A 22,735-nucleotide genomic window follows, 5' to 3' on the forward strand; every position below is an offset into this window, starting at 1 on the left:
TTTTGGCAAGAGCGCAGAACGTGCCTATACCCAGGCCCTTCAGACGCCCCTGATGCGCGACCTCTGGGCAGGCAAGTCCAGAGAGTTCCCCATCGAAAATGGCCCACTTCTGACCCTCTCCAGCCGAGGGATCAACTTCACGCAGAAAGAAAAAACCGAGGAGATTCCTCTGGCAGAACTTACCTCGGTCTCCGTGAACGATGGCTATGTGACGATCTGGCGCAAGGGAGGGAAGGCGGGCTTTCTGGGCATCGGTCGAGACGGCGTCTACCGATTCGAGTACGCCGCCTTTCCCAATGCCCAGCTCTTCTTTCGCGCTCTAGGAACTATGCTGGGGCTGTGAGCGCCACCAGGAGCGCGGCGATGGCGGCCTCGGGGGGGCCGTCGAGCGAGCAGCCTGAGGCGAGCTTGTGGCCACCACCACCAAAGCTTGCGGCAACGGCGGCGACATCCCAGGGCTCTTGGGCGCGCAGGCTGACCCGCAGCTTGCCCGAGGGCATCTGGCGCAGGAACAGCGCCACTTCCGCGCCACGGACGGCACGGAGCGCGGTGGCGATCCCATCGGTGTCTTTGTCGGTAGCGCCGAACTCGGTGAAGTCGGATTGGATCACCCACGACCAGACCAGCTTGCCATCGGTGCTGCGGGCCATGCGATCCATCGCGCGCCCTAAAAGTTTTTGCGCCCCGAAGCTGGCGTTCTCATAGACACTCTCGTAGATCACGGTAGGCGACGCACCAGCAGCGATCAGTGCGCCCCCGACGGCCATCGTGCGGGGCTTGGTGTTCGAGAATCTAAAGCTCCCCGTGTCCGTCAGCACGCCGCAGAGCAGACACTGCGCCATCTCGGGAGTAAGCTCGACACCAAGCGCAAGCAAAAGATCGTAGACCAGCTCCGCAGTGGACGCCGACGTCGCATCCAGCAGGCGCACCTGCCCGAACTGCCCGCCGGTCACGTGGTGATCAATGTCCATCACCAGCGGGGCCGAGAGCACGACCTCCGCACTCTCGCCAAGCCGCTTCAGGTCGCCCGCATCCAGGCCCACACCGAGGCCGAAGTCGCGGCGGTCGGTGTGGGTCTGAATTTTTTCGATGCCCGGCAGAAAGGCCAGTGTCTCCGGGACGCCATCCACAGAGAGGTAGGTCACCTCTTTGCCCAGCGCCTCCAGCCCCAGCCCGAGGCCCAGCATCGAGCCAATGGCATCCCCATCGGGGTTTACATGGCAAGCCAGCACGATCCGCCTTGCGCTCCAGACAGCTTGCACCGCCTCATCGAGCCCTTCTCGGTCCAGCGGGGCATTGGGGTTGAGCGCCATCTACTTTCCAGTCTCCTCAGCCATTTCCTCACGCACGGCGGCAAGCTCCTCCTCCGTGGCGGGAGGCATGCTCGCGGCGAACTGCTGCTCCTCGCGGAGGAGCTCAAACATTCGGACACCCCGGTCAATTCCCTCGTCAAAGCGAAAGACCAGCATTGGCACCGTCCTCAGCTCCAGCAGGGAGCCCAGTCGGCCCCGGATAAAGCCCGCGCCACTGCGCAGCGCCTTCATCGCGGCATGTTTCTCCTGCTCATCGCCCATCACGGAGATGAAGACTTTCGCAAGGGAGAAGTCCTGCGCCACTTCCACATCGGTCACACTGACTAGGGCCACGCGGGGATCGCCCACGTCTTTACTCAAAATTTCGGCGAGGTCGCGCTTGATCATCTCAGCAACCCGTGCCTGTCGTAGTGTCGGCATAGTTTCTTTCTAAAGCATCTCGATACTGTAGTCGTCTAAAACCACATTGGCATCGTTATCCACGTAATCTATCACCTTTTGGAGTATTTGGTTGGCGAGCAGGGCACTATTGCTCACTACCGTGACGCCAATAGTCGCCCGTCGCCAGATATCCAGCTCGTCCACTTCCGCGATAGAGACATTGAATTTGTTTCGCACCCGTGCCACCAGGCTCTTTATCGCCTGGCGTTTGTCTTTGAGAGAGTCGGCATAGCCGATGGAGAGGCAGAGTGTGAGAACACCGATATGCATGAGCAGAGTCCGCACAGCACTTGGGGCGGACAGCCAAAATAAAATCCGGCACCCCTGTTAGGAAGGTGCCGGATTGATTATATCGCCTAAGACTCTACCCGCCGATCTTTTTCTTCTCGCCTTCTTTGGGCGTCACGCCCTCTTTGGGCTTGCCTGTGTCCGGAATACTAAACGCGGGAAGCTTGTCCTTGAGCTTAGACTGCATCTGCTTTTGGGTGTCTTCCCGCAGCTTTCGGGCCTCGTCTGAGTCTCGGACGATGCGCGGGGTGAGGAAGACGAGCAGTTCCGTCTTGCTTTTGGTGGTCGAGTTGGACTGGAAGAGCTTGCCCAGCACGGGAATATCACCGAGCACCGGGAGCTTATTGACCGTGGCCGAGATAGAGTCCTTGATAATCCCTCCCAGCACAATTGTCTCCCCATCTTTGACACTGACCGTGGTCTGTGCTTCGCGCTGATTGACGACAGGGGCATTGAAGTCCGTGTAGCGCACAAAATCGTTGGCAGTTTGGGTGACATCCATGGTGACATAGCCATTGGACGTAATGCGTGGCGTGACCGTGAGAATAATTCCCACATCTAGAAACGAGTAGTTAAATGTCAGCACCCCGTTAGCGTTTGTCTGCTGGCTCGTCACATACGGCAGACTCTGGCTGATATTGATCTCCGCAGTGGAGTTGTTACTCGTGAAGATACGCGGCGAGGAGAGCACCTCAAAGCGTGCATCTGTCTTGAGCGCCTGGAGAAACGCGCCGTACTGGCCACCGGTGAGCGTGTAGCGCATACCCTGGGGCTGCGTCGTACTGGCTTGGCTACCAAACTGAACCGTGCCTGCGCCCTTGGTGTCTTTGGCCCCCAGTGCGCCCAGCACGCTTCCTGCGCCCTGCGTGAAGTTCCACTCCACCCCCAATTTATTGGTGGCGTCCAGGCTCGCCTCGACAATCAGTGTCTCGATCATCACCTGCTCAGGGATCTTATCGAGCTGCTCGACGATCTGCTGTAGCAGCGCACGGTTCTCGGGCGATGTCACGATAATAATGCTATTGGTGTTGATGTCCGGGATGACAGTCACTTGGCCGGTGAGATCGCGCAGGTTCACCACGCGGCCATTGGCATCGAGTCCACGGGTTCCCTGGCTCTGCTGCGACGCGCGGGTGGTACCGCCACCGCCGAAGCCACCAAAGCCGCCACCGCCAAAGCCACCGAAGCCGCCGAAGCCTTGCTGAACGGTGACATTGGTAGCAAGTTCGCCCGCGCTTGCCGTCGGATCAGCGAGGCCCACGGAGATAGGCGCGTCCTGGCTCCGCCCGCCGCCCAGCGATGTCGGGCTGTTGCCGCCACCGCCAGTGTTGCGGGTAGCTCCATTTGTCCGGCTCGCCGCCCCCGTCTGCCCTGTTGTGGTGCGTCCTGTGCCACGGGAGTTCGTACGGCTGCCAAAGCTCTGGCTCAAGACATCGGCCATTTGATCGGCGCGCGCATTCTCCAGAGTAATCACAAAGGTGCTATTCTCAAAAGTAATAGGCTTGTCCAGCTCTTTAACCACTTTACCGACAATATCCAGGTTCTCCTGAGTGCCGGTAATAATCAGCGAGTTGGTTCGCCCCTCCGCCACGACATTACCCTGTCCTGCCGCCGCGCCACCACGCCCCCCGAAACCTCCAAAGCCACCGCCGCCGCCGAAGCGCTGGTCAATGGTCTGCTGGGAGCCACTGGTGCCACCCCGCCCACGAGGGATATTGGCGATGAGTACGTTCTGCACAACCGTCACCAGATCTGATGCATTGGCGAACTGGAGCGGGAAGACCTGGGACTTCTGTGGCTGCTCAGTCTGCTTATCTATCTCCTCGATCAGGTCCGCGACTTGGCCTTGCTCGCGTGTGGGTGCATTCACAATCACCGAGTTCGAGTAGTCATCAGCAGAGGCACGCACCACGGAGGCGCTAGCCCCTCCCCGCCCGAAGCCACCGCCGCCAAACATACTCGCTAAGCCGCCGCCCTGGCCGCCGCCAAACATACTCGCTAAGCCGCCGCCCTGGCCGCCACCAAACATACTCGCTAAGCCGCCGCCACGCTGACCACCGCCGAAGCCACCGCCACCACGTTGCGGATCGGGATCAGGGCCAGCACTGGGGCCATTGCCACCACCACCAGGCACAGTGGGTGGGGCAGTGGGGAGAGTCCCTCCTGTTGCACCCGGGATACCGCCGCCGCCCAGAAGCCCTGAAAGCCCTGCAAGGCCCGCGAGCGGATTGTTCTGCTGCCCGGAGCCCGCAAAGACATCGTTGATCACGCGCGCTACTTGGGACGCACTGGCGTACTTGAGTTGGTAGACCTTAGGAGCCGTGCTGGTACTGCTAGTGCTGCCACGGCCAGAGAACATACTGGGATCGAATCCCGTGGGAAAGCCGCTTCCACGCCCCCCACCAGCACCGCCACGACCAGACTGCGAGCGGGCCTTGATCATGAGAAAATTCCCGCTCTTGGTCATGTCAAAGTTCCGGAGCCCCAGCGCAGCATTGAGCTGTGCGAAAGCATCTTTGAGTGTTTGACTCGTCGGACTCTGAAGCATGAGCACTCCCGTCAAAGTGGGGTCTTTCACGAAGGCGATCCCACTGGCCTGGCTAAAGACGCTGAGCACAGCATCCACGCTTGCATTGCGGAAATCTAGCTTCAGACGGGTCTTGGGGTTGAGCTTGAACTGCTCCCACGCGGGCTTGGGGAAGTCCATTCCGCCCCCGAAGCCACCAAAGCCGCCCTGGTCAAACTGGGCGAGCGCGACAGACGGTGTGACCGCCACTGCCAGTAGCAGTAGGGGGAAGTGACGAAAGATTCTGTTTGTTTTCATGGTTGGCTCCGCGTAGGTTGGGTTGGTGCCACTCCCGGTGGCAGGTTAATTGTTAATGGACGATTTGACGGGGGGTCTGCGGCGACACCCGGTCGTGGCACTATAGGACCGGGCACGGTCGGCCCGTTAGGCAATAAGACAGGCGTTACGCTGGGCTGCGTTTCGGACGGTGGCTCGGCGAAGACCATTTGGGTGCCATTGGCCAGCATGACTCCGCTCGATGTCACCGTAAGAATCTGCTGTCCCATCCAGGTCTGACCCGCTTTGACAGTCTTAGCTTCCCCGGTAACGGCATTCTCAAGCAGGGCAAGCTTAACTCCATTATAGACATAGATCCCTGTGAGTGCCCATGTCGGTTTAGCGATGATTGGTGCTCCGCCCCCCAGAAGCTGCGGCTTTGTCACAGTGACTTTCGGGGAAAAAGAGTCGCGCAGAGGGCTGGTCAGGCGCCCAAATTTCGCCGTCATGTCAGACTCAGGGAAGCCGGGTGGTGCCGTGGACTTCGGCTTAGTGGGACTGTGTGCAGCTCGCCGCTTACCGCCCTCAGAATCACCTAAGAAGTAGAAGGCAACTCCCCCTACCACCGCCAGAAAGGCAAACCATCCAACGGGTTTACTAATCTTAGCCACGAGTAGCTCCTCCCTTCGTCTCTGGGTTTGTGGAACTGGGTAACGCCGGGATAAAGGCCGAGAGCCCTAGGGTCGCGGTCACGGCATTGGAGCTGGCATCGCTCGATGCGAGCTGGAGCGAGCGCAGTGCGAGCTTACTGCCTGGTGCATCCAGAGTGGCTGCAAATGCATGAACCGCAGGATAGGCCCCGGAGACCTGGACACTAAAAGGCAGCTCAGCCAGCTCCGGCAGGTTCTGCAGGCGCTGTGGGCGAAACGCAGAGAGCTTGAGCTTGCGCCCCGTGGCCTCCTGGGTCAGCCGCGCCAGAACCGCGGCGGTGATGGTGTCCGGATCCCCTTGCCAGAGCCGCGCCGTCGCCAGAGCCCGTGCCTGCTGGCCTTCACTCTGGGTAGTCTCGATCTGGTCAAGAAGCTGCTTACGTTTTTTGACGTTTTCTTTTGCCATCCCATCCGTTGTGGGCTCCGGTACCAGGAGCATAAAGGCAAGTGAGCCCGCTAGGATCACCAGAGCAGCCAGGATCACCCCACTAGGCCCGGCCTCCTGAGGGTTCTTAAAGTTAAACAGCGGATTTTTCATTGACTGTCTCCTGCACTAGCGACTTTCGGAGCGATCTTACTTCTGGTCGTCTTCTTCCCGGTTTTCTCAGGTGCGGGCATGGGCAAGTTCCCCACGGCAGTTGCGGCAACATTGAACTGCACGATTGGAGTCTCCTCAATCTTCCCTCCGTTGGCAAAGACCAGTTTCACGTCCCGAAACCGTGGGCTAACACTCAGGCTATTCACGAGCTGAGCCACCTGCTGCCCCGTCTTAGCGGTTCCCCGAAGCTGGAGCGGCTTGCCCCGCTCGGTATTCATCCCAATCAGCCAGACTCCCTCAGGAAGTGTATTGCTGGCAGCTTTGGTAATATCGCTGAGTGGCTGCGCGGGCACAAAGGCGCGGTCTAGGCTTGTGCGTACCAGGAGTGCTCGGCTCGCCTTAGCCTTTTCCGCATCACGGATTGCGGTGAGTTTCTTACGTTCCCCGTCCCATTTTGCTTTTGATTTATCAACCTTGGCCTGTGCTTCCGTCCGGGTAACCCAGATATAACCGGCCAGTAGAAACGACGAAACCAGCAATAAGAGCGACAGTCTGCTCTTATCTCCCAGGCGCTTCTTGCTCTCTTTAGCACGATCTTCGTTCAGCGCGAAAGAGAACTCAGGTGCGAGGTGCAGCGCCTCGAGAGTACGCCCACGAACAGCATCCAGTGATCCAGCCCCAGCCGCCATGAGAGTGCGCTGCGCCTCCATCCCGAGATTGGCATCTTCGGGTGCCATACGGCTAAAACGCACAACACCTCCCTGAACCACATCCAGGTTGATCCCGGTAGGGAGCTTATCCACCACCAGCGCATCGGGGCGCGAGGCAATCGCGGGCGCAGCTAGTGCAACGGGAAAGATCCTCATGGCCTTCAAACCGGCCTGAGCCAGCTCCACACGCAACTGGACAAGATCCTGAGCGCGCATCGCGGCCACAAGCGTGAGCCACCCCTCCGCATTCTGATCCTCTGTTTGAATAGCATCAAAGGCCAGATCGCTGGCGGGCACGGGAAAAAGCTGCCCCAGACGCAGGTTGAGCAGACGGCGCAGCTCCTCCGGGGTTGCCTTGGGCAGGCGGAGGGTCTTAAGGAACACACAGCTTCGGCTGACCCCCACCAGCGCCTCTTTATGTCCTCGGATAAAGCGTCCCAGCTCCGAGATATCCGCGCCCCGTGCGCGCCGATTATCGGCACGATCCATCGCCAGCACCGTGCCTGGAGCCCACTCAAGATGGAGGGTTGGCAGCGTTTTCCCTTTCATAATGTCCCCTCCCAGCGCCACCACGCTGGTATCGTTGTTGAATTGATGCGCTCAAGTTTGAGCACCTGCGGTTTACTATTGCGAATCCCCACCAGCGCCTCCAGTGCGACTCCCGAGCCCCCACTCTCTCCCCAAGCCCGCACGATAAACGTATCGCCGCCCACGCACGCTGCATCGGCGATCTGGCCCAACAGAGTACCCGTCAGTGCGGGAATGCTGGTCAGCTCGCCCAGTGACGCAAAGCCCGTGCTCTGGCGTGTGACAATTGCACTGGCAATATCAGTTGTCATCCCAGGAAGGCTTAAAAGTACTGCCTCCGGCGCCGTGTTGAGATTCACCTTGCCCGTGAGGCGTGTCTGGGTCGAGAAGCTGGCTGTATCGAGTACTTGTTGCGCAGCTTGTGGAGCGACGCCGGGGCGGCCCAGCAGATTCGCAAACGACGTGAACGGCCCCTGGGTCGCAAGCTGTACCGGCAGCCCAAGCTGAAGCATTGTCAAGGGGCTCAGGTTCTGCTGGTTCAAGTTGGTACGCGCTCCCCCGCTGGCCGTGGTGTTGGGTGCCCCACTGGAAACGGTCAGCACACTTGCCAGTGCCAGTGTCTCCCCCGCTTCGTCTTCGAGAAGATTGGTCGCGGTAATCTCCTCAGCCTCCGGGGTGTAGAGCGTACGCGCCGTCCAACCTTTCACCAAGGCCAGCTCCGTGAGTGTTGTGAGGCTGGCGAGCTTGGTGTTGTAGGGAGTCAGTAGTTCATTGTAGTACTGATCCTTCGCCCCCTCGGTGCGCGCTTGCTGACCGGCCTCGCGCCAGTCTAGGACGCTGGCGACCTGCTCACTGGTGAGGGGTAGGGTCTGGAGCTGCGCCTCCGTAAGCGTGTTGATATTGAGCCGACTGCCCGCATCCAGAATCTGTACCCGGTAGGTTGCCCCGCCAGTCAGCTCCGTCGCGGTGGTGCCATCTTTACCGATGAGCGCCCAGTCGTCGTCCAGCTTCACCAAATTCGTCGTGACATCCTGCAGGCCAGAGAGCGCGATTGCCAGTCCGGAGCGAGCGGCGGCCTCAGCACGACGCTCGCGTAGGGTGTTCATTGTCACATTGAGGTAGGTGCGCTGGTTGGCGGCGAACGTAGCGAGCAGAGCCATCAAGCCCGCCAGAATCACCAGGGTCAGCACCATCACACCACCACGCTGCGCTCGCTTCGTTCCTCGTCTCATGCCGCGCCTCCCGTGCTGGTATCCGTGGCAGGATTATCGGCATCTACATCACTAGACAGCAGTACAACCACAAAGCTATGCATCTGACCATCCGAGTCCGTGGCGAGCGTGTAGCTCACCCGCACCGCGGCAGGAAGTCGGCGGATGTTGTTTTTCGTATCCCAGTCGGCCACCCACTGGGTACCGTCATAGAACTCAAAACCGAGCTGTGTCACCGCAGGCTCCAGCACCGACTCTGTACCGCCCTGCTCCTCGTCACCGTCGGCGGGCTGCTGCAACCGCTCAAAAAGTCCTGTGCTACTAGTCGCTTCTTCCCCCACGGGGGCAATTCCCAGCGAGACCTCAGCAACTCCCCCTTGAGAGCCGACCTGCTCGTGCTGGGTCTCAAAATCATCGGAGCTTTGCTGGGTCGCGAGCGAGAGCCCGACGGCAACCGTGGTAAAGGTAAGCCGATCCGCTCCTAGTGCTCCATCACCGACCTCGGTCGCGGCCACAAAGTAGGTCGTCAGGTCGTTCGTGTCCTCGGAGAGCAGTGCGCCTTCTAGGAGACGGGTGATCCGCCGCTCCACTCGGGCTGCGGGGCTTTGCTCACTCTGGCGCTGTGCCTGACGGCGCTCCAGATCCAGTCCACCGACAAAGGCATAGACGAGCGCACTGGTGAGAATGCCCATCATCACGAGCACTACCAGTAGCTCCAGCAAAGAAACCCCTGCTCGTCCCTTTCGTCGGTTTTGTCTCATTGTCCGCTCGTTCCCGTTCCCGCTGTTGTTGTCTCTGGCCGGAAGAAGACCAGCTCCGAGAGTGCCTGCTCAGACTCCCCTCGTACCGCGGTAATGGTCGCCTCTTCCACGTTCTCATCGTCGGTGGTCTGGAGCTCCAGGTTCCACTGGGCATCGGGATAACCCTCCGCCGAGAAGTCCCCTTTCGTCTCCGCCGTCCGCAGATCCCCCTCAACGCGCAGCGCGGACAGCTTTTGCGCCGCCAGCCTCTGGAGAAGCTCCGCGTTCCGGGCATAGGAGTCAGTTCGTGAGAGCCGCCCCAGCGCCGACAGCACCCCGGTCAGAGCCACTCCAACCAGTGCCGTCGTCACAAGTACCTCAACAAGAGTGAAGGCTCGCTTACCCACGTTGTTCTAGTTCCCCGGCGCTCCAGCGCCCTTCACCAGCTTCAAGTGTGCCTGCGGCACTCCAGCGAGGAAGCTCCCCTTCACTAGGAAGAAGCAAGCTCAGCACGCGATTGCCCTCCAGAAACTCCAGCCGTCCCACACGCGCGGAACCATCCGGGTAGACCGTCCACTCCCACGATGCGAGGTCCACGCTCTCCCCCTCCAACTGCGCTGCGTCAAGCTGAATCTCATTGCCCAAGCTCAGTCGCTTGAACTCTGTCGCCTCTTGCCCGTCCTGACCAAGCTGCTCCAGCACCAGGGTAGTGCTTCCCTCAGTACGAAGTGTCACTGCCTGCTTGCTACGCCGCGCTTCGTTCTGCGCTTCAGCAGGCAGACGTAGAAGACTGGCCTTAAGCCCCTGAACCGCACGCGAGCGCTGGAGAGCAACGACATTGGGAACCACAAGCGCGGCCATCAGGGCCAGTATCGTGATCACCACAGTCGCTTCGATCAGCGTAAATAGGCTCCCCCACCGGGTGGGTGCAGGGGGGGTGAACCTCATCTACTCGCTCGTGATATCCGAGGCATCGCCCTCACCCCCAGGAGCACCATCGGCTCCGTAGGATATGATGGTAAAATCCTGCCCATCAGGCCCCGGCGACTCATAAAAGTACTCATTCTGCCAAGGATCGCCCGGGATGTCTTTCTGGCTGTACGGGCCACGCCATCCATTGACATCGCCTGGCTGCACCCGCAGTGCCATCAGGCCCTGCTCGGAAGTGGGAAACTGATCCGTGTCCACTTTGTACTGCGAGAGCAGACTGGTCAGAGTCGCAATATCGCTGGCAGCCTTGGCGCGCTTGGCATCCCCCGTGCGGTTCACCACACGCGGAACAATCAGAGCGGCTAAGATCGCCAGGATCAACACTACCACCAGCATCTCAATGAGCGTAAAAGCACGTTTTTGTCTTTTCATTTTACTGTTTCCTGCGCTTGAAATATCGGCAAGAGCACCGACAAAACCACAAACCCCACAAAGGCTCCCATCGTCAGAACAATCACGGGCTCCACCAAAGAAACCAGACGACGCATCCCTGTGTCAACCTCGAAATCGAGGCTATCAGAAACACGGCCTAGCATGCGCGGCAGATCCCCTGTTTCTTCACCAATGGCAACCATGTGAGTTAAAACCGGCGGGAAAGTTCCCGTATCGCGCATCGCTTCCGCGATGGGCCGTCCGTTGCGCACTTCCTCGGAGACCTCTTTCGCACTTGTCTGGAACACCCGGTTCCCTGCGGAAAGTCCGGCAATATCCAGCGCCTCCAGGATCGGGACGCCTCCATAGACCAGTGTACCCAGCACCCGGGCGAAGCGCGAGATTGTCGCCTTCATCACCACGGGCCCGATCAGAGGCGCTTTCAGCATAAACTTATCCCGCAGATACGCCCCGCTCGCGGTCGCCAGCCAGCCCTTGATCAGTAGCCACCCTCCGACCAGCACCGCCAGAACTAGGATCCAGTTCTTGGTGATAAAGTCGGTGCTCGCTAAAAGCATCTTGGTGGTCATTGGCAAGTTATTGCCCAAATCCTTGAAAACTCCCGAGAGCTTGGGCACGACAAACAACAGTAAGAACAGCACCACGAACACTGCCGTAGACGCCAGAATCGCCGGATAGACCAGGGCACCGCTGATCTGGCTGCGCCGCGCGACCTCTTTTTCCTGGAAATCCGCCAGCCGCCCGGCCACCTCAGGGAACTGCCCACTGGCTTCCCCGGCGCGCAGAGTCTGCGTGAAGACCTCGTTGAAGAACTTAGGGTGCTTGCTTAGCGCCTGACTGACAGGCATACCGGAGCGCACATCCTCCAGAGTCTGCTCACAAACTTCCTTGAGTACCTGGCTTTCAGACTGCTCTGAGACCACCTGAAGCACACGATCCAGCGGGAGCCCCGCCTGCGACAGATCGGCCAGCCGCCGGGTAAAGAGCGCGAGCTCCTGGCGCGACGGTGCACGCCGTCCGCCAAAACTTGAACCCGCCGTGGCCACGGCGCTCTTGGCCTCGTTGATCTCAAGAACGAAACGTCCCTCGGCATCTAGCCGCGCCAGTGCGGCCTCTTTGGTCTCCGCCTCAATCACGCCCGTGCGCTGTGCACCGCTGGCATCCATCGCAGTGTACGAAAAACTCAGGGCCGCCATGGCTTAGAGTGCCTCCCGCTGGCAGACACGCAGAACCTCTTCGGGAGTTGTCTTGCCCGCCAGCACCGCGAGCTTGCCATCTCCCAGGAGCGTCCGCATCCCGTAGGTCTTGATGGCGTAGTCCTTCATCTGGTTCGAGCTGGCACGATCCACCGTCATGCGGCGGATCGGCTCATCAATGACGAAGAGCTCGTACAGACCGACACGGCCCTTATACCCGCTTCCCTGACACTTCTCGCAGCCCTTGCCTTTTCGAAACGGAGCACTTCCCGCCCACTCGTGTGGCGTAATCCCCACTCCTTCAAGAATCTCACTCTCGGGCAAGTAGGGTGTCGAACAGTTAGTACAGACACGGCGCACGAGGCGCTGGGCCACAGCGCCAATCAGTGAGGAGGCCACAAGATACGGCTCGACACCCATGTCCAGAAGGCGTGTCACCGAGCCGGGGGAGTCGTTGGTGTGCAGCGTGGAGAAGACTAAGTGCCCGGTCAGCGCCGCGTGAATCGCGATCTCCGCCGTCTCGTGGTCACGGATCTCTCCGACCATGATCACATCTGGGTCCTGACGCACAATACTGCGAAGCCCATTAGCAAACGTCAGGCCGATCGCGGCACGCACGGGAATCTGGCTGATGCCAGGCACCTGGTACTCAACCGGATCCTCAATGGTCAGAATATTGGTGGTCGGGGACCAGATCTCCTGAAGCGAAGCGTAGAGAGTGGTAGACTTTCCCGCACCGGTCGGGCCGGTGGCTAGGATCACGCCGTAGGGAACTTTGATGATCTGCCGGTAACGCTCCAGCATGTCCGGCTGGATGCCCAGTTCCGCAAGGCCTAGCATCGCGGTGCCTTTATCCAGAATACGCATCACGGCCCGCTCGCCAAAGACCGTCGGCACAATCGAGACACGGACATCAATGGCGCGCCCGGCAATCATGATCTTGATGCGCCCGTCTTGAGGCAAGCGGCGCTCGGCGATATTCATCTCGCCGAGAATCTTCAGGCGCGAGACGATCGCGGCGTGCATGCGCTTTGGAGGAGCCATCATAGCGCGCAGCATGCCGTCTATGCGGCAGCGAATCTTGACTTCCTTCTCGTAGGGCTCGATATGGATATCCGATGCCCCATCACGCACTGCCTGTGCAAAGATGAGGTTGACCATCTGCACCACAGCCGTCTCCCCCGCCATCTTCTGCAGATCCGCCAGATCCGTGTTCTCATCGGCATCTATGGCATTGGCATCATCACCCTGCCCCGGAAGACCCGCCAGGATCTTCTCTAGAAAAATCTCCTCGATTTTTTCCTTGATGATGGCAGGCGGCGCAAGAACAGCGCGGGTGGGCCTTTGCAGCAGAACCCCTAGCTCATCTACAGCTCCCAGAGAAAGAGGCGAGCCAATGGCAGCCACCAGAGTGCCGTGCTGTAGTTTCAGCGGCAGGATCTGGTACTTGAGCGCGAAGTCCCCTGGAACCAGCGAGACCGCTTCGTCCTGAGGTCGCGTGCTCTCAAGATCAACATGCTCAAATGCATCTTCAAGAGGAGGGAGAGTGATCGGTTCTGAAGCAGTCATGTTATTCACAGTAAAGACGTCATCCGTCTCTAATAGTTCGTGGCCCTTACTCATATTATATACATCATCGTGAAAAAACCATGAAACTAGAGTTACTTTTGATCTTCATGTTTTTTTAATCCCAAGCAATAAAACACAAAGCACTAAATTTCTCAAAATAAAAGCAGAAACAAAGAAGGCTGAGCTATGCACCTCAGTCCTGTCAATACGTCTCCCCGAGGCTTTTCGAGCTGTCGGTCATCGGTGTTGCACTAGGTTTACGGAGCATCTGAGAAGTCTTATGAAGTGTCTGAGAGGCGCTACGTAGCGTCGGTGCAACCTTAGGGAGCGTCTGGTGTCTCCTCTATCAGAGCCTCGCGGCGCTACGGAGCGCCTTGGCGAGGTCGTGGAGAAAGTGAGAGACCCTACCTATGGATACAGAGAAGTTACCGATGGCTACAGAGACCCTACCCCCCGCCCCGGAAGCGCTGGCCGCTCCCAAAGCACCCCGCCGTCGAGGGATTGTTGATGCCCGCACTGTGCGTGGCCTCGACCTCGCCGAGCAACGCGCCCAGGTGGCAAAGCGCCCCGAGATCGCGACCGCGCTGGCAGCGGAGGCACTGCCCACAGGCTTTGCCGACTCCCTCCTGGCACAGACCGCGCTCTGCCGCGCCGCCATCGCCACCCACCTGAGCGCCAACGCGAACCGCATGAGTGCGACAGCTCAGGAGAAGACCGTGCGCCTCGCGCTGATTGGCCTCTTACAAGGCGTGCAGAGCGCCGCCAAGCGCCTTTGGGGCCGGAGCGCGACCGAGCGTGGGCAGCTCAAGGCGTACTATGTCGGCACCGCGCTCAAAGCCCTGAGCTTCGCCGCCCTCGCAGAAGCCGCCGATGCCATCGTGCGCCAGGCCCACACGGACAACCTCCCCGGAGTCACCCCGGAGCGGCTCGTCGCACTGGAGCAGGCGCTCTCGATCTGGAAGGGGCACAACGCCGCGCAGGCACAGGCACAGAACACCGCGAGCGTCGCGCAGCAGGAAATCACACGGCTGGTTGTGGAGATCACCACCGCGCGTGTCCAGCTCCAGCTCGCCGCCGATAGCGCGTTCCCCTACACGGACAAGGCCAATGGGCCGATTCGCACGGAGTTTGGACTTCCTAAAAACGGCCCCTACCAGGCAGTCTGAGTAAGAGAAAGAGCAAAGCCGCTCGCCCCAAACGGGCGGCTTTTAGAGTCATAAATTCCCCGTGTGCAGAGCGTCCCAAAACTCAGCGAGCCAGCATCATAAAGCGACAGTGATTCTAAGATAAGTTTCGAGACGTGAAAATGAGCCATTCGCCACGCGCACTCTAAAGCCTTTGTGACGGTGCCAAAAAGGAACCTTTCTGGGACATTTAGAGGATTTTAGATTTAGCTTTCCGGGTGATGTAGATAGAGTTTAGTATGATAAGGTCAGAAATCAAAATCAAAGGAACGAATAAGTTCTCAGAGCCCAATATGTTAAAAACACAAAATGCCTATTACAATATTCATGTTGTACTCGCTGGGGTCAAGGAATTGAGGAAGTAGTTGAAGAAAGATGGAGTCAAGAAATGCTCATAGTTTCTGGAAAAATCTATGTGAAACCAGCAGAAAGAGAGAAATTTCTCTCTTCGTCTCTGGAGGCAATAGGAAAAGCGCGTCTCTGGCCTGGCTGCACAGACTTCATTGTTGCTGCTGACCCAGTCGAACCTAACCGCGTGAATGTCTACGAAGAGTGGGATTCTGAAGCGCAACTCCTTGCATTTCGGGATAATGGTCCCGATGACGACTTATATTCAGTGATTGAGCGTGCGTCTGTGGCACGACACATTATTGCATCTTCAGGACCGCCATAGCACAGGAACCAGTTTGTCTCACAAACGGTCGTTTTTGGGATGGGTTTGCCCCCCTCCCAAACTCAACAGTTCCTGGTTTGAAAATAGCCGCCTGACAGCCCTCCCTGAGGGTTCCGCTCCGAGATTTTCATGCTCGGTGGTGAAGCATCTTCATGAGGACTGCTAGGACACCTACTGGAAAACGCCACAGTACGTCATCCGCCCCAGAGAACCCTAAGTTTCGGGACGTTCACGCCCCGGCAAACGAGGCCGCGATTCTTGGGAAGGTATACTATGGACATGCCCAGTCCCTTTCCTGGTATGGACCCTTTTCTGGAAGACCCCGAGTACTGGCACGACATCCACGTCATGCTGATTGCAGAACTCTCCCGCTTCCTCAATCGTGCGCTCCCAGAGGGGCTCGTGGCGCATATCGAAAGAGCGGTTGAGCTTCCTCATCTGGAGATTGTGACAGCACGCGGGCAGAAACAGGTTGTCACCGCGATAGAGATTCTCAGTCCGGTTAATAAATCCGGGCAGGGGCGCACTCAGTACCAACAAAAGCAGCAAGAGATTCTTCTGAGTCATACACATTTATTGGAGATTGATCTGCTTCGAGGCGGCGAGCACACCGTCGCGGTTCCTCTTGCAGACCCCAAGCAAGATACCGAGTGGGACTATATTGTCTGTCTTCACCGAGCAGGCGCGGCGGGCGTGGAGTTCTGGGATATTGATCTGCATGACTCTCTGCCCGAGATAACGATTCCCCTCACACCTGAGCACCCTGATTTAGTTTTCCCCTTTCAGGCCGCCTTTGAGCGCATCTACGACGATGGCCCGTTTCGCCGCGAGGTGGACTACACCAACGAGCCAACGCCACGCCTCAAAGGCCACGATGCACAGTGGGCAGATCAGCTTCTTCGGGCAGGTGGACTGCGCCGCGAATGACTCCCGATCAGCCCGTCACAAAACTCAAAGGCGTCGGGGAGAAGCTGGCGGAAACACTCTGGAAGCTGCAAATTCGCACGGTCGGGGAGCTGGTCGCGCACTTCCCGCGCCGCTACGAAGACCGGACACGCTTTGTCAAGATCGGCGACGTGCGCGATGGTGAGTACGCGACTATCTTGGGGAAAGTCACGGCGGTGGAGAACAAGCCGCTGCGCAATAAGCTCGTCATCACCAAAGTCACGCTCGACGATGGCTCCAAGGTTGTCGCCTCTCTCACGTGGTTCAACCAGTGGCGCATGAAAGCGACTTTTGAGAAGCTCATCGGCAAGCAAGTCGTGGCCTACGGTCAGGTGAAGCGCCGCTACGCCCCGGAGCTAAACTCGCCCGAGTGGGAGGCCATTGACGAAGACGGTTCCGTGGACTCGCTTGCCATTGGCCGCATTGTGCCCGTCTACCCGCTCACGGAGGGCCTCTCCCAGACCCGCCTGCGCCGCTTTGCCTACGAGGCCGTGAACCTGTGCGCCGCCGAGTTCGAGGACGCACTCCCCGAAGCCCTGCGCAAGCGCCGCAATCTCCCGGGCATTGAGGCCGCGCTGCGCAATATCCACTACCCCGAGAGCGAGGAGGCGCTTCAGGCTGCACGTCACCGGCTGGCGTACGAGGAGCTGCTCGCGCTACAAATCCTAGTGGCCCAAAAGAAGCGAGAGGTGGCCCGTCAGCCCGGCATCGCCTTTCCCGATGCGATTGGCCCCGTGATGGAGCTGCGAGGCGTGCTCCCCTTCACGTTCACTGGCGCTCAGGAGCGCGTGATCGCGGAGCTGGGGAGCGACATGGCCTCCCCGACTCCCATGAACCGGCTGATTCAGGGCGATGTGGGCTCGGGCAAAACAGCCGTCGCCATGGCGGCGATGACGATTGCGGTGCGCGGTGGTTACCAGGCGGCGCTCATGGCCCCCACCGAGATTCTCGCCGAGCAGCACCTCAAGAGCATTCGCGCCAGACTAGAAGAGCTCGGCCTGCGCGTGGACTTGCTGACCGGCTCGCGGCCCGCCAAAGAGAAAGCCGCCGTGAAAGAGCGCCTGCTGAGTGGCGAAACGCATGTGGTCGTCGGCACCCACGCGCTGATCCAGGAGAGTGTGGGCTTTCATAAGCTCGGCCTCGTGGTGATTGATGAGCAGCACCGCTTCGGGGTACTTCAGCGCGCCGCGCTCTCGGATAAAGGCGTTCGGCCCGATATGCTCGTCATGACCGCCACCCCCATCCCGCGCACGCTCACCCTCACGGTCTACGGCGATCTGGATGTCTCGATCCTGGATGAGCTACCGCCGGGCCGCAAGCCGATCCGCACGCACTGGAAGAGGCGTGCCGAGCAGGACAAAGTCTATGCGGGCATTAAACAGATGGTGACTCAGGGGCGACAAGCCTTTATCGTCTGCCCGCTGGTCGAGGAGTCCGAGAAGCGCGAGGCGAAAGCGGCAACCCATCTCGCGGAGCACTTAAAAACCCATGTCTTCCCCGAGCTCTCCATCGGCCTGCTCCACGGGCAGCTCAAATCCGACGAGAAAGACGCCGTGATGGAGGCGTTTCGCAAAAACGAGCACCAGGTTTTGGTTGCCACGACGGTGATCGAAGTGGGCGTGGATGTTCCCAACGCCGCCGTGATCGTGATCGAGGATGCCGACAACTTCGGCCTCGCCCAGCTCCACCAGCTCCGAGGCCGGGTCGGGCGCGGTGAGCACGCCTCGTTTTGTGTGCTCCTCGCCGACCCCGCCACGCCTGATGGCACGGCGCGCATGGAGGTAATGTGTGCCACCAGCGACGGCTTTGTGATCGCCGAAGAAGACCTGAAGCTCCGTGGCCCCGGTGAGTTCTTCGGCACGCGCCAGTCCGGCATTCCCAGCCTCAAAGTCGCGGATGTCTTGCGCGATCAGGATATTCTTCTTGAAGCCCGCACCGACGCCTTCGATCTCCTCAGCCGCGACCCACAGCTCATCCGCCCCGAACACCAGCTCCTCGCCCAAACCGTCGCCGCCCACAGACGCGCCTCCGAGGCACTTCAGATCGGGTGACGACCTGATTTGGGGCGCTTGTGTGCTACGATAGCGCCTGATGGACCGTATTGAAAACCTCTCGCTCCGTGACCTGCGTCTGCTCGTGACCCTTGCCGAGCGGCGACACTTTGCCCGCACCGCTGAGGAGTTCGGCCTGAGCCAGGCAACTCTTTCTGCCACCGTGAAGAAGATCGAGGCAGCCTTCGGGAAGCCCCTGTTTGAGCGATCCAGCCGGCATGTTGGGCTGACCCCCGAGGGCGAGAGTATCGTCCGCCAGGCGCTGATTGTCTTAGAAGAATCCTCGGTTCTCGCCCAAACCTTCCAGTCGGTGTCCGCTCCACTCTGCGGCCGCTTCCGGCTGGGAGCGTTTCCAACCCTCGCCCCGTATCTCTTTCCGCTGGTTCTGCCGGGCCTGCTCGCCACCTACCCGAGGCTCCAGCTCGTGCTCACCGAGGCACTCAGCGACGAGTTGGTGCGGATGCTCCGTACCCGGCAGATAGATGCCGCACTTCTCGCACTGCCGCAAGACGAAAGCGATCTGGCTACCTGGTCTCTGTTTCGGGAGCCGTTCTGGCTGGGAGTGGCTCTGGATCACCCGCTGGCCAAAAAAGATGTGCTCACGGTCGCCGATGTTCCGCTGGAGGAACTACTTCTGCTGGAGCCCGGCCACTGCCTGCGCGATCAGGTGCTAGCAGCATGTGGCACAGGCTACTTGGCACACCGGCGACTGGTGCATGCGGCGGGGCTAGAAACGCAGCGGGCGCTCGTCGCCGCACGCCTCGGGTGCGCGATCCTGCCCGCGCTCGCCACTCGCCGCCCGGATACAACCATTAAAGCAATCCCATTTGCCCCCCCGACGCCGGGAAGAACCATCGCGCTCGTGACCCGTAAAACCGGTCAGGACGATCGCGATACGCAGAGCCTAGTCGCCTTTCTACGCCGCCTCCCCGACTCTCAGTCTCTTCTAGAACCCGCGTAGCAAAGACGATTGCTCCTGAGAACGTTCGGAAAAACGGAAGCTTAGGATCAGAAATTCAGCGTTGATCTTGCCTCTCATCTCGGTGATAATGAGACTCCACGAGATGGTGCGTCCACGAAATTCACATGGACGAACCAAAGGAACCACAATTATCATGAACGAGACGAACAATACCCCCGATCCGATGCTGTATTCCGAGGACACACTCAATAACTCCGAGGGAGGCAGCCTTCTGATGAGCAGCCGACGGACGTTTCTGGCCGCGCTCGGCTGCTCACTAGCCTCCGGTGCCGCCGCCTTCCCCGGAGTCCCCGCAAGCTTGCTGAGTGCGGAGATGCCAACCAGCAACAGCCACGATGCACTAGACAGTGCGCCCGTTGTCCCCAGTACGGCAGGTAAGTGTCCGTTCCATACGGAAGCCACGCCGACTCAGACAGTGGCGGGCCGGAGGATGCGCAATAATGACTGGTGGCCAGATCAGCTGAGGCTCAACATCCTGCGCCAGCACTCTTCCCTCTCCAACCCCATGACCAAGGAGTTTGACTACGCCAAGGCGTTCAAATCTCTTGACCTAAAGGCTGTAAAAAAAGACATCTTCGCTCTGATGACCACGTCGCAAGACTGGTGGCCCGCCGACTACGGTCACTATGGGCCGTTCTTCATTCGGATGGCATGGCATAGTGCGGGGACGTACCGCATCTCGGACGGTCGCGGTGGCGCAGGGGCTGGCATGCAGCGTTTTGCCCCGCTTAATAGCTGGCCTGACAATGCAAACCTCGACAAGGCGCGTCTACTGCTGTGGCCCATCAAGAAGAAATACGGCAAGAAGCTCTCGTGGGCGGACTTAATGATCCTTGCGGGCAACTGCGCCCTAGAATCTGCGGGTTTCAAGACCTTTGGTTTCGCGGGTGGCCGTGAAGATGTCTGGGAGCCTCAGGAAGATACCTACTGGGGCACCGAGACGGAGTGGCTCGGGGATAAGCGCTATACAGGTGACCGTGAGCTAGAAAATCAGCTGGGGGCGGTTCAGATGGGTTTGATCTATGTCAACCCCCAAGGCCCTAACGGAAACCCGGATCCCCTTGCCTCGGCTCGTGACATTCGCGAGACCTTTGGCCGCATGGCGATGAACGACGAGGAAACGGTCGCACTGATTGCAGGTGGGCATACACTGGGCAAGACCCACGGTGCTGCTGACCCCAGTAAGTACGTTGGCAGAGAGCCTGCTGCCGCCAGTATCGAGGAGCAGGGACTCGGTTGGAAAAACACCTACGGCAAGGGGAGTGGCAAGGACACTATCACCAGTGGTCTTGAAGGCGCTTGGACAACGACGCCCACGAAGTGGAGCAATAACTATTTTGAGAATCTGTTCGGCTACGAATGGGAGCTGACCACGAGCCCAGCGGGTGCAAAGCAGTGGAAACCCAAGGGCAATGCGGCAGCCAGCAGCGTGCCCGATGCCCACGACCCAAGTAAGCGGCACGCCCCCATGATGCTGACCAGCGACCTCGCCCTGCGGTTCGACCCAGCCTATGAGAAGATCTCGCGGCGTTTTCTGGCGAATCCCAAGGAGTTCGACGATGCCTTCGCCCGTGCCTGGTTTAAGCTGACGCACCGCGATATGGGGCCACGCTCGCGCTATATGGGCTCCGAAGTACCAAAAGAGGTACTGATCTGGCAAGACCCGGTTCCTGCTGTCGCGCACAAGCTCATTGAGACAAAAGATATTGCGTCACTGAAGTCGAAAATACTGGCTTCGGGACTGACGGTGTCTCAGTTGGTATCCACAGCTTGGGCGTCGGCGGCAACCTTCCGTGGCTCGGACAAGCGTGGTGGAGCAAATGGCGCACGCATTCGTCTGGCACCTCAAAAAGACTGGGAAGTCAACCATCCTGCCGAATTAACGAAAGTTCTCAACACGCTCGAAGGTATCCAAACAGCGTTCAACGAGGCGCAATCCGGCGGCAAGATGGTCTCTCTCGCGGACTTGATTGTTCTGGGCGGCTGTGCAGGCATCGAGAAGGCAGCGAAAAATGCGGGCCATACTGTGAAAGTTCCGTTTACCCCAGGACGAGCAGATGCCTCACAAAAACAGACAGATACCACATCTTTTGCGGTCTTAGAGCCCACTGCAGACGGTTTCCGCAACTACGTGAATGCCAAACACACGGCATTGCCCGAGGAGCTTCTGGTTGACAAGGCGCAGTTAATGACACTGACAGCACCAGAGATGACAGCGCTCGTTGGGGGGATGCGTGTGCTGAATACAAACTTTGGTCAGTCCAAGCACGGTGTCTTTACGAAGCGCCCCGAGGCGCTTACCAATGACTTCTTTGTCAATCTACTTGATCTGGGCACCACATGGAAAGCAAGCTCTGCCTCCAAAGAGGTGTTCGAGGGGCATGATCGTGCGACGGGCGCCCTAAAATGGACGGGAACACGGGTGGACCTCATTTTCGGTTCAAACTCGGAGCTACGGGCCATTGCCGAAGTTTATGGCAGTGAGGACTCTCAAGAGCAGTTTATCAAGGACTTTGTGGGCGCATGGAACAAGGTCATGAACCTTGACCGCTTCGACCTAGTCTGATTTTATCGCTCTGTCATGAGATGGTGCGGGGAGAGGAATCCCCCCTCCCCGCACCAAACGAGAGCGAAAACCGGGTTATAATCTTTAGGTGGAGTACCTCGTCGCATTTATCGCCCTCATACTCACACTTGGGTGTGCTGAGGCCCTCGTCAAACACGTGACGAAAAAGCCACGGCTTGGTTGCTTCGGCACCGTCGTAGTCGTGATTCTGGGCAGCTATCCCGGCTTTGCCCTAGCTATGCTGGGCTACAATACCACCTCAGGCACGCATGGAGTCTGGATGTCCCGTAGGGGCCATCTTGATATTCGCTACGGCGGCTCCGATTTTTACCGGGTCAATGTTGGCGGAAAACGCCAGTCCAATCTTCAGCTTCGCAACACCCCCCGCACCCTGATGCTCCTTCAAAACAACCAGCCCATCGCTGAGGGGACGCTGAACTGGAGCGCCACTAAGCTGACGCTTCGGCCCTTGGGCCCCAACTCCATCGTGTCTCAGACAACAACTCTGGGACGGATGTATCTCGAGCACTAATACGCATGACTAACAAACCCGACTGGCTACCCTATGCCGCCCCGATGGCACTCTTTCTGGTGCTGACCTCGCTGGAGGGCTACCTGCCCCGCTCCAGCTACCCGATTGCCTACTGCATTAAGGCACTTCTGGTACTGATTGCGCTGTTGTATTTCCATCGCGAGTGGAAGAGCGAGCTTCGCGATCGCGAGTGGAAGAGCGAGCTTCGTGGCGACGGCAAAGCAGTGGCGCTGGGCGTTGTTGCCGGGCTGCTCGGGCTAGGGCTCTGGCTAGGGCTGGATGCGCTGCAACCAGCGGGTTGGTCCCTGGGCAAGCGCACAGCCTACAACCCGTTTGAGGCGATTGCCGACCCAGCGCTTCGCTACGGCTTTCTCACGGTGCGCTTTATTGGTC

General features: G+C 59.2%; 22 protein-coding genes and 1 pseudogene. 9 read left to right on the top strand and 14 right to left on the bottom strand.

Going from position 1 to position 22,735, the window contains the following annotated elements; all coding sequences use genetic code 11:
- The coding region (locus ACH2EH_RS25935; protein WP_395146321.1) for a hypothetical protein at positions 1–343 on the top strand (343 nt) is incomplete at its 5' end.
- On the opposite strand, the gene ACH2EH_RS25940 is transcribed toward ACH2EH_RS25935, so the two are convergent.
- From ACH2EH_RS25940 to ACH2EH_RS26005, 14 genes are all read right to left on the bottom strand, one after another.
- Complete coding sequence (locus ACH2EH_RS25940; protein ID WP_395146322.1) at positions 327–1,313, bottom strand: bifunctional oligoribonuclease/PAP phosphatase NrnA; 987 nt, start codon at positions 1,311–1,313, stop codon at positions 327–329. The two genes, ACH2EH_RS25935 and ACH2EH_RS25940, sit on opposite strands and share 17 nt — an antisense overlap.
- Positions 1,314–1,733, bottom strand: a complete 420-nt coding sequence (gene rbfA / locus ACH2EH_RS25945) for a 30S ribosome-binding factor RbfA (protein ID WP_395146323.1) — start codon at positions 1,731–1,733, stop codon at positions 1,314–1,316.
- 9 nt (positions 1,734–1,742) lie between these two features.
- Positions 1,743–2,024: a DUF503 domain-containing protein gene (locus tag ACH2EH_RS25950; RefSeq protein WP_395146324.1), complete on the bottom strand. Its 282-nt coding sequence runs from the start codon at positions 2,022–2,024 to the stop codon at positions 1,743–1,745.
- Positions 2,025–2,118: 94 nt separating this feature from the next.
- A complete protein-coding gene (locus ACH2EH_RS25955) occupies positions 2,119–4,866 on the bottom strand; it encodes a secretin N-terminal domain-containing protein (protein WP_395146325.1) in 2,748 nt (915 codons plus the stop codon).
- On the bottom strand, positions 4,863–5,495 hold the full coding sequence (locus ACH2EH_RS25960; RefSeq protein WP_395146326.1) for a hypothetical protein: 633 nt from the start codon (positions 5,493–5,495) through the stop codon (positions 4,863–4,865). Before ACH2EH_RS25960 ends, ACH2EH_RS25955 begins: the two co-directional genes overlap by 4 nt.
- Positions 5,488–6,072 carry a type 4a pilus biogenesis protein PilO gene (gene pilO / locus ACH2EH_RS25965; RefSeq protein WP_395146327.1) on the bottom strand — a complete coding sequence of 195 codons (585 nt, stop codon included), beginning with the start codon at positions 6,070–6,072 and terminating at the stop codon, positions 5,488–5,490. Before pilO ends, ACH2EH_RS25960 begins: the two co-directional genes overlap by 8 nt.
- The gene (locus tag ACH2EH_RS25970; protein ID WP_395146328.1) at positions 6,069–7,331 is read right to left on the bottom strand and encodes a PilN domain-containing protein; all 1,263 of its coding nucleotides are present in this window, start codon (positions 7,329–7,331) and stop codon (positions 6,069–6,071) included. Before ACH2EH_RS25970 ends, pilO begins: the two co-directional genes overlap by 4 nt.
- Positions 7,328–8,542 (bottom strand): general secretion pathway protein GspK, encoded by a 1,215-nt coding sequence (locus ACH2EH_RS25975; protein WP_395146329.1) that lies wholly within the window; start codon positions 8,540–8,542, stop codon positions 7,328–7,330. Before ACH2EH_RS25975 ends, ACH2EH_RS25970 begins: the two co-directional genes overlap by 4 nt.
- Positions 8,539–9,282, bottom strand: a complete 744-nt coding sequence (locus ACH2EH_RS25980; RefSeq protein ID WP_395146330.1) for a type II secretion system protein GspJ — start codon at positions 9,280–9,282, stop codon at positions 8,539–8,541. Before ACH2EH_RS25980 ends, ACH2EH_RS25975 begins: the two co-directional genes overlap by 4 nt.
- The gene (locus ACH2EH_RS25985) at positions 9,279–9,668 is read right to left on the bottom strand and encodes a prepilin-type N-terminal cleavage/methylation domain-containing protein (protein WP_395146331.1); all 390 of its coding nucleotides are present in this window, start codon (positions 9,666–9,668) and stop codon (positions 9,279–9,281) included. Before ACH2EH_RS25985 ends, ACH2EH_RS25980 begins: the two co-directional genes overlap by 4 nt.
- The gene (locus tag ACH2EH_RS25990; protein WP_395146332.1) at positions 9,661–10,209 is read right to left on the bottom strand and encodes a Tfp pilus assembly protein FimT/FimU; all 549 of its coding nucleotides are present in this window, start codon (positions 10,207–10,209) and stop codon (positions 9,661–9,663) included. Before ACH2EH_RS25990 ends, ACH2EH_RS25985 begins: the two co-directional genes overlap by 8 nt.
- Positions 10,210–10,623, bottom strand: coding sequence for a type II secretion system major pseudopilin GspG (gene gspG, locus ACH2EH_RS25995; protein WP_395146333.1), 414 nt, complete (start codon positions 10,621–10,623; stop codon positions 10,210–10,212).
- Positions 10,620–11,840: a type II secretion system F family protein gene (locus ACH2EH_RS26000; RefSeq protein ID WP_395146334.1), complete on the bottom strand. Its 1,221-nt coding sequence runs from the start codon at positions 11,838–11,840 to the stop codon at positions 10,620–10,622. Before ACH2EH_RS26000 ends, gspG begins: the two co-directional genes overlap by 4 nt.
- Before the next feature lie 3 nt (positions 11,841–11,843).
- Positions 11,844–13,409, bottom strand: coding sequence for a GspE/PulE family protein (locus ACH2EH_RS26005; RefSeq protein ID WP_395146335.1), 1,566 nt, complete (start codon positions 13,407–13,409; stop codon positions 11,844–11,846).
- Between the two features lie 410 nt (positions 13,410–13,819).
- Between ACH2EH_RS26005 and ACH2EH_RS26010 the strand changes: the two genes are divergently transcribed.
- The 8 genes and pseudogenes from ACH2EH_RS26010 to ACH2EH_RS26045 form a co-directional block, all read left to right on the top strand.
- Complete coding sequence (locus ACH2EH_RS26010; protein ID WP_395146336.1) at positions 13,820–14,575, top strand: BTAD domain-containing putative transcriptional regulator; 756 nt, start codon at positions 13,820–13,822, stop codon at positions 14,573–14,575.
- Between the two features lie 406 nt (positions 14,576–14,981).
- A complete protein-coding gene (locus ACH2EH_RS26015) occupies positions 14,982–15,266 on the top strand; it encodes a putative quinol monooxygenase (protein WP_395146337.1) in 285 nt (94 codons plus the stop codon).
- Between the two features lie 279 nt (positions 15,267–15,545).
- On the top strand, positions 15,546–16,193 hold the full coding sequence (locus ACH2EH_RS26020) for a DUF4058 family protein (protein ID WP_395146338.1): 648 nt from the start codon (positions 15,546–15,548) through the stop codon (positions 16,191–16,193).
- Positions 16,190–18,262: an ATP-dependent DNA helicase RecG gene (gene recG / locus ACH2EH_RS26025; protein WP_395146339.1), complete on the top strand. Its 2,073-nt coding sequence runs from the start codon at positions 16,190–16,192 to the stop codon at positions 18,260–18,262. Before ACH2EH_RS26020 ends, recG begins: the two co-directional genes overlap by 4 nt.
- Positions 18,263–18,302: 40 nt before the next feature.
- Positions 18,303–19,223 (top strand): hydrogen peroxide-inducible genes activator, encoded by a 921-nt coding sequence (locus tag ACH2EH_RS26030; RefSeq protein ID WP_395146340.1) that lies wholly within the window; start codon positions 18,303–18,305, stop codon positions 19,221–19,223.
- Positions 19,224–19,557: 334 nt separating this feature from the next.
- Entirely contained in the window at positions 19,558–21,810 is a 2,253-nt protein-coding gene (katG, locus tag ACH2EH_RS26035; RefSeq protein ID WP_395146342.1) for a catalase/peroxidase HPI, read from the top strand.
- 88 nt (positions 21,811–21,898) lie between these two features.
- Positions 21,899–22,342 carry a hypothetical protein gene (locus tag ACH2EH_RS26040; RefSeq protein ID WP_395146341.1) on the top strand — a complete coding sequence of 148 codons (444 nt, stop codon included), beginning with the start codon at positions 21,899–21,901 and terminating at the stop codon, positions 22,340–22,342.
- 5 nt (positions 22,343–22,347) lie between these two features.
- Positions 22,348–22,735: pseudogene (locus tag ACH2EH_RS26045) on the top strand (hypothetical protein); the annotation flags it as partial.

Origin of the sequence: Armatimonas sp., from assembly GCF_043760365.1 — a bacterium.
Taxonomy (GTDB): Bacteria; Armatimonadota; Armatimonadia; order Armatimonadales; family Armatimonadaceae; genus Armatimonas.

Bases quoted from the DNA above. Each gene is read 5' to 3' on its own strand.
- ACH2EH_RS25940 (WP_395146322.1), bottom strand. From the start codon at position 1,313: ATGGCGCTCAACCCCAATGCCCCGCTGGACCGAGAAGGGCTCGATGAG.
- rbfA (WP_395146323.1), bottom strand. From the start codon at position 1,733: ATGCCGACACTACGACAGGCACGGGTTGCTGAGATGATCAAGCGCGAC.
- ACH2EH_RS25950 (WP_395146324.1), bottom strand. From the start codon at position 2,024: ATGCATATCGGTGTTCTCACACTCTGCCTCTCCATCGGCTATGCCGAC.
- ACH2EH_RS25955 (WP_395146325.1), bottom strand. From the start codon at position 4,866: ATGAAAACAAACAGAATCTTTCGTCACTTCCCCCTACTGCTACTGGCA.
- pilO (WP_395146327.1), bottom strand. From the start codon at position 6,072: ATGAAAAATCCGCTGTTTAACTTTAAGAACCCTCAGGAGGCCGGGCCT.
- ACH2EH_RS25970 (WP_395146328.1), bottom strand. From the start codon at position 7,331: ATGAAAGGGAAAACGCTGCCAACCCTCCATCTTGAGTGGGCTCCAGGC.
- ACH2EH_RS25975 (WP_395146329.1), bottom strand. From the start codon at position 8,542: ATGAGACGAGGAACGAAGCGAGCGCAGCGTGGTGGTGTGATGGTGCTG.
- ACH2EH_RS25980 (WP_395146330.1), bottom strand. From the start codon at position 9,282: ATGAGACAAAACCGACGAAAGGGACGAGCAGGGGTTTCTTTGCTGGAG.
- ACH2EH_RS25990 (WP_395146332.1), bottom strand. From the start codon at position 10,209: ATGAGGTTCACCCCCCCTGCACCCACCCGGTGGGGGAGCCTATTTACG.
- gspG (WP_395146333.1), bottom strand. From the start codon at position 10,623: ATGAAAAGACAAAAACGTGCTTTTACGCTCATTGAGATGCTGGTGGTA.
- ACH2EH_RS26000 (WP_395146334.1), bottom strand. From the start codon at position 11,840: ATGGCGGCCCTGAGTTTTTCGTACACTGCGATGGATGCCAGCGGTGCA.
- ACH2EH_RS26005 (WP_395146335.1), bottom strand. From the start codon at position 13,409: ATGACTGCTTCAGAACCGATCACTCTCCCTCCTCTTGAAGATGCATTT.
- ACH2EH_RS26010 (WP_395146336.1), top strand. From the start codon at position 13,820: ATGGATACAGAGAAGTTACCGATGGCTACAGAGACCCTACCCCCCGCC.
- ACH2EH_RS26015 (WP_395146337.1), top strand. From the start codon at position 14,982: ATGCTCATAGTTTCTGGAAAAATCTATGTGAAACCAGCAGAAAGAGAG.
- ACH2EH_RS26020 (WP_395146338.1), top strand. From the start codon at position 15,546: ATGCCCAGTCCCTTTCCTGGTATGGACCCTTTTCTGGAAGACCCCGAG.
- recG (WP_395146339.1), top strand. From the start codon at position 16,190: ATGACTCCCGATCAGCCCGTCACAAAACTCAAAGGCGTCGGGGAGAAG.
- ACH2EH_RS26030 (WP_395146340.1), top strand. From the start codon at position 18,303: ATGGACCGTATTGAAAACCTCTCGCTCCGTGACCTGCGTCTGCTCGTG.
- katG (WP_395146342.1), top strand. From the start codon at position 19,558: ATGCCAACCAGCAACAGCCACGATGCACTAGACAGTGCGCCCGTTGTC.